This window comes from Myroides odoratimimus, assembly GCF_001485415.1.
Lineage (GTDB): Bacteria > Bacteroidota > Bacteroidia > Flavobacteriales > Flavobacteriaceae > Flavobacterium > Flavobacterium odoratimimum.
In genome coordinates, this window is the sequence record NZ_BCMQ01000059.1 from 1 (window position 1) to 4,853 (window position 4,853).

The 4,853-nt window shown below is 30.0% G+C and carries 4 protein-coding genes and 1 pseudogene; all 5 read left to right on the forward strand.

Features of this window, described 5'->3' with window-relative positions; all coding sequences use genetic code 11:
* The first annotated feature begins 148 nt into the window (after nt 1–148).
* On the forward strand, nt 149–1,696 hold the full coding sequence (istA, locus tag MODO_RS18800; RefSeq protein ID WP_006260108.1) for an IS21 family transposase: 1,548 nt from the start codon (nt 149–151) through the stop codon (nt 1,694–1,696).
* Nucleotides 1,697–1,721: 25 nt separating this feature from the next.
* Nucleotides 1,722–2,474 (forward strand): IS21-like element helper ATPase IstB, encoded by a 753-nt coding sequence (istB, locus tag MODO_RS18805; RefSeq protein WP_006260107.1) that lies wholly within the window; start codon nt 1,722–1,724, stop codon nt 2,472–2,474.
* Nucleotides 2,475–2,653: 179 nt separating this feature from the next.
* A complete protein-coding gene (locus MODO_RS18810; protein WP_144964338.1) occupies nt 2,654–3,586 on the forward strand; it encodes a hypothetical protein in 933 nt (310 codons plus the stop codon).
* On the forward strand, nt 3,564–4,319 hold the full coding sequence (locus MODO_RS18815) for a hypothetical protein (RefSeq protein WP_006260764.1): 756 nt from the start codon (nt 3,564–3,566) through the stop codon (nt 4,317–4,319). Before MODO_RS18810 ends, MODO_RS18815 begins: the two co-directional genes overlap by 23 nt.
* Before the next feature lie 367 nt (nt 4,320–4,686).
* Nucleotides 4,687–4,853, forward strand: a pseudogene (locus MODO_RS19750) (IS256 family transposase); the annotation flags it as partial.

Here is a 4,853-nt window from a genome sequence, read left to right on the forward strand (position 1 = left end):
TGGAGAATCCAGTGAAATTGACCACCTAATTCCGTTAAAAGTGATCACTTAATTCCGGTGGAAAGTGACCACCTAATTCCGGTGAAATTGACCACCTAAAAAACCAAGTTAAAACATGTCTAAATATCTTAGCTAAAATGCAAGAGATATGGCTAATAAAAAGATCGACATGTTACAATTAAAACAACTACTACGTCTATATACTCAAGGAGTAAGTAAACTTCAAATAAGTTCCCAATTAGGTCTTTCACGTAATACTGTTAAGAAATATATTACTCTCTTTACGACTTCAAAATTCACTTATGAAGAGATAAAAGAATTAAATGATACAGATATAGAAGATTTATTTGACACTAAAGAATTGGATTCTGATGAAAAAGAAGCAATCTTGTATAAATATTTCCCTTACTTTACTAAAGAACTACTTAAAACGGGAGTAACAAGACATATCTTGTGGCAAGAGTACCTTTTGAAACATCCTGAAGGTTATCGTTATTCTCAATTTTGCTATCATTTGCGAACTTGGCAGAAAAAAACATCTCCTTCTTTACACATGCAACACAAAGCTGGAGATAAGATGTTTGTTGATTACACAGGGAAAAAGTTGTCTATTATTGATAAATCTACAGGAGAAATAACTTCTGTAGAAGTATTTATTTCTATTCTTGGTTCAAGTAGAATGACTTATGTAGAAGCCAGTCTAACTCAAAATACAGAAGATTTTATATCAAGTCTCACCAATTCCTTACATTTTTATCAAGGAGTCCCACTTGCCATTGTACCTGACAACTTAAAAGCAGCTGTAACTAAAAGTGATAAATACGAACCTAAAATAGCTCATAATCTTCAAGACTTTGCTCTACATTATAACACAACTATTTTACCCGCAAGAAGTTATAAGCCAAAGGATAAAGCCTTAGTAGAGAATGCAGTAAAAACAATCTATACTCGTGTATTTGCTCCTCTTAGAAATAGAGAGTTCTTTAGTTTGCAAGAACTAAATCAAGCAATAGCAGAATTGTTAGAACAGCATAATGAAAAACTACTTTCACGAGAAAGAGTTTCAAGAAAAACGTTGTTTAAAGAAATTGAACAACCTGTTTTACAATCACTACCAGCACACAGGTATGAATTAAAATATGCTATAAAAGCAACTGTTCAAAAAATTAGTCACATCTACCTAAATAAAGATAAACACTACTATAGTGTTCCTTTCCATTATATTGGTAAAAAGGTAAATATTCTTTATAGCAAAGATATTGTTGATATATATCACAATCAAAGACTTATCGCTTCACACAATAGAGAATTAGGAAAGTATCGGTATACTACTGTAAAGGAACATATGCCTTCATCTCACCAATATATCACAGATTGGAATCCTACACAGTTTTTGAAATGGGGACAAGAAATAGGAGAATCTACACAAAAATATTTAGCAATGATATTAGATAAGCGACAGCACCCAGAACAATCATATAAGTCTTGTGCTGGAATTTTAAGCTTAGGTAAACGCTTTTCTAATATTCGATTAGAAAAAGCCTGTACACGGGGTTTAGAATACGAAAGATATAGTTATAAAATGATCAAAAGCATTTTAGAAAAGGGATTAGATGCTATTGAAGAACAACCATTAAACAAAGAAAGAGAAGTTCCTACTCATCAGAATATCAGAGGAGCAGCTTATTATCAATAGAACAATAATATTAAATTATAGAAACATGAATCAAACAACTTTAGAAAAATTAAAGTATTTAAAACTTTATGGAATGCATAGAGCATTCGCATCAACACTACAACTTCCTACTTCGGATTATACAAATGATCAACTTATTGCTTATTTAACTGATAGTGAATATGATGATAGGGAGAACAGAAAGATAGAAAGACTAATAAATACAGCTAAATTTAGATACAAAGCTTATATACAGGATATTAATATAGATTCATCCAGAAATATTGATAGGAATATGATTGATCGATTAGCTGCTTGTCAATTTATAAAACAGCAACAAAACGTATTAATTACTGGTAGTACAGGAGTAGGAAAAAGTTATATTGCTTCTGCAATTGGTTATCAAGCTTGTATGTTAGGATATAAAGTCATGTACTTTAGTATCAATAAACTATTCTCTAAATTAAAGATGGCTAAAGGAGATGGTTCTTTTTCTAAGGAAATAGATCGAATTGAAAAACAAGACCTAATTATATTAGATGATTTTGGATTACAACCCTTAGACAATCTTAAAAGACAAGATTTTATGGAAATTATTGAAGATCGCCATGGTAAGAGATCTACAATTATAGCTTCACAACTTCCCATTGAAACATGGCATGATATAATTGGAGAACAAACTATAGCTGACGCTATTTTAGATAGAATGGTACATAATTCTATTAGAATTGAACTTCATGGGGAGTCTTTAAGAAGTAAAAATACATTAGCAAAAATTCAACAAAACTCTATTAAATAACTATACTTATTTTTTGTATTTTTAACTGAAATATAAAACATGTTTTTGACTTGATTTTAGGTGGTCACTTTCCACCGGAATAACATGGTCACTTTCTCCGGAATCTACATACAGATCCAAGTGGAGAGATTATTCCAATTTTAATTGGTATTGGTGTCGGAATCGTGATGAATGGAATTATGAATTCTGTTAATAAAGTACCTTTTTTTTATGGAGCAGGAAAAGCTGGTGTAATGGGAGGTATTAGTGGAGCTATAGCGTTTGGAATAGGAAGTTTAGTTACTAATTCAATTGTACAAGCTGGGCTTCATGGAGTAACTAGTGGTGCGATGAGTGAGATACAAGGAGAGAAGTTTATTACAGGTTTAGCAAGTGGAATTGTTAGTTCATTAATATCAAGTGGAGTAGAAAAACTTGGAAAGCCTACTAGTAATATTAAATTAAATAAACAACAGTTAAAAGCTACTATGTTGGTTGCAGGTGGGGTATCAGGAGGAATATCTTCTTCTATAGCAGGAGGGGATTTTTGGAAAGGAATGCAACAGGGATTAATTACTAGTGGGTTGAATCATGTAGCTCATTTAATAACAGAACAAATAGAAATTTCTAAAATAGACAGTAGATTAAAAGAGAAAGGGTATAACCCAGATGATCCAGCTTATGATTTATTTAGAGATAAAAGCTCTAAATTAGTTAATGAATTTGCGAAAAAAGTGTTACCTGAATACTATGAAGCAGCTAATGGGCCAGAATTAGTTATTACTGAAAACTTAGTAACAAAGGGTGGACAGGCTTTAGATGGACAAGTACAAGGTAGTTTGATAAGTGAAAATGGAGTGTATACTTATAATGGGACAATTAAAATAAATACAACGATTTTTAATACATATAGACAGACCGCTTTAACTATATTACATGAATTTAGTCATGTAATAGATATTGTATCAGGAGCCAGACAAAAGTGGTTTAATGCTTATGGAAAAGAGGCTTCATTAGTTATTACTGAAGTAAAAGCTTATGAATTGGAGCAAATATGGGGAGGTATTATAAATTATAATACCACTTATTTAAATTTTAAAAAACAGTTTGATGATAATAATTGGAGTTTTTAAAATGAATAAAATGTTTATTTTAGTAATCACTGTGTTTACTATTTTTACGGGATACTCACAAAAAAAAAATGAAGGAGCTATAGAGTTAAGTATATTAAAAGATACTATTACTAATAATAGCTTAATCACAGTTGAGTTTTATAATAATAGTGATACAGCGTATTACTTTCCAATAGATACATCTATAGATCGATTTATTTGGAACAATAGTTTTCTTAAACACGGAGAGAAAACACTTACGATGGGGAAATTTTCAATTAAAGAAAATTTTTTAGATAAGAATTTGCAATCATGTGAGATGGTTACTATGGAGTTGATTCACTGTTTTACAAAACAGACAAATATTAGCAATGCAATATTAAAGGATGAAATAAATTCAGTCAATATTGACTTTGTTTTTTTAGCACCCAAAGCTTATGCTAGATTGACCGTTCCTGTTCAGTTTGTGAAAAATTATTTTCATATATGTGATATTCATACTTTAAATAATATTTCTTCTCTAGAATATTTACAATATACTTATAAGGTAATTGAGGATGATGTTAATAATTTAAAAATGATGGTAAAAGGAAAACAATTAGAGAGTTATTATAATGATTTAAATTGGGAAGGGCTTACATATAAACTTTATATAGGGGAAATTAAAAGTAATATAGTACCTATTAAATGGGAAAGAAGTAAGGAATTATTAGATGGTGATTATGATGCAGTTCTTAAGGAAAAATACAAATAATTTTAGATACAGAGTCTAATTTTAAAAACTAATTTAATTGAAGATAGTATTTAGAAAACCTAAATTTATATTTTAAGAATTTTAAACAATATGAATGTTGTACAATTCGAGTAGAATTATTTGTAAGAAAAAATTCTTCAATAAATAGAATAAGAGGAGTTATAAAAGACTTAAAAACAAGACTTATTTTACGCTCGCGCTCGGCCTCAGACTATGAATATGAGATTAAGGTAATAACTGATTAGAATAAAAAAAGCGCTTATTTAGTTTGGACTAAGTAAGTGCTTTTTTAATTATTATTCTTTGAGGGTGTCCCGTAAACTGTGTCATTAAAAAAATTGTATAATAAAATATGTACATTAGTAAAATGAGCAGAGAACAAAAAAAAGAAGTATTTGATTTCGAGAGTTTTAAAGAACAAGCAATGGCTGATATTTATCAAGGAAAGAAAATGGGAGGTCCAGATGGTGTTTTTGGTCCCCTTTTAAAACATTTCCTTGAGACTATGTTAGAAAGTGAACTAGAGAATCATTT

Coding starts and splice junctions, on each gene's coding strand:
- MODO_RS18815 (WP_006260764.1), top strand. CDS start 3,564: ATGATAATAATTGGAGTTTTTAAAATGAATAAAATGTTTATTTTAGTA.
- istA (WP_006260108.1), top strand. CDS start 149: ATGGCTAATAAAAAGATCGACATGTTACAATTAAAACAACTACTACGT.
- istB (WP_006260107.1), top strand. CDS start 1,722: ATGAATCAAACAACTTTAGAAAAATTAAAGTATTTAAAACTTTATGGA.
- MODO_RS18810 (WP_144964338.1), top strand. CDS start 2,654: ATGAATTCTGTTAATAAAGTACCTTTTTTTTATGGAGCAGGAAAAGCT.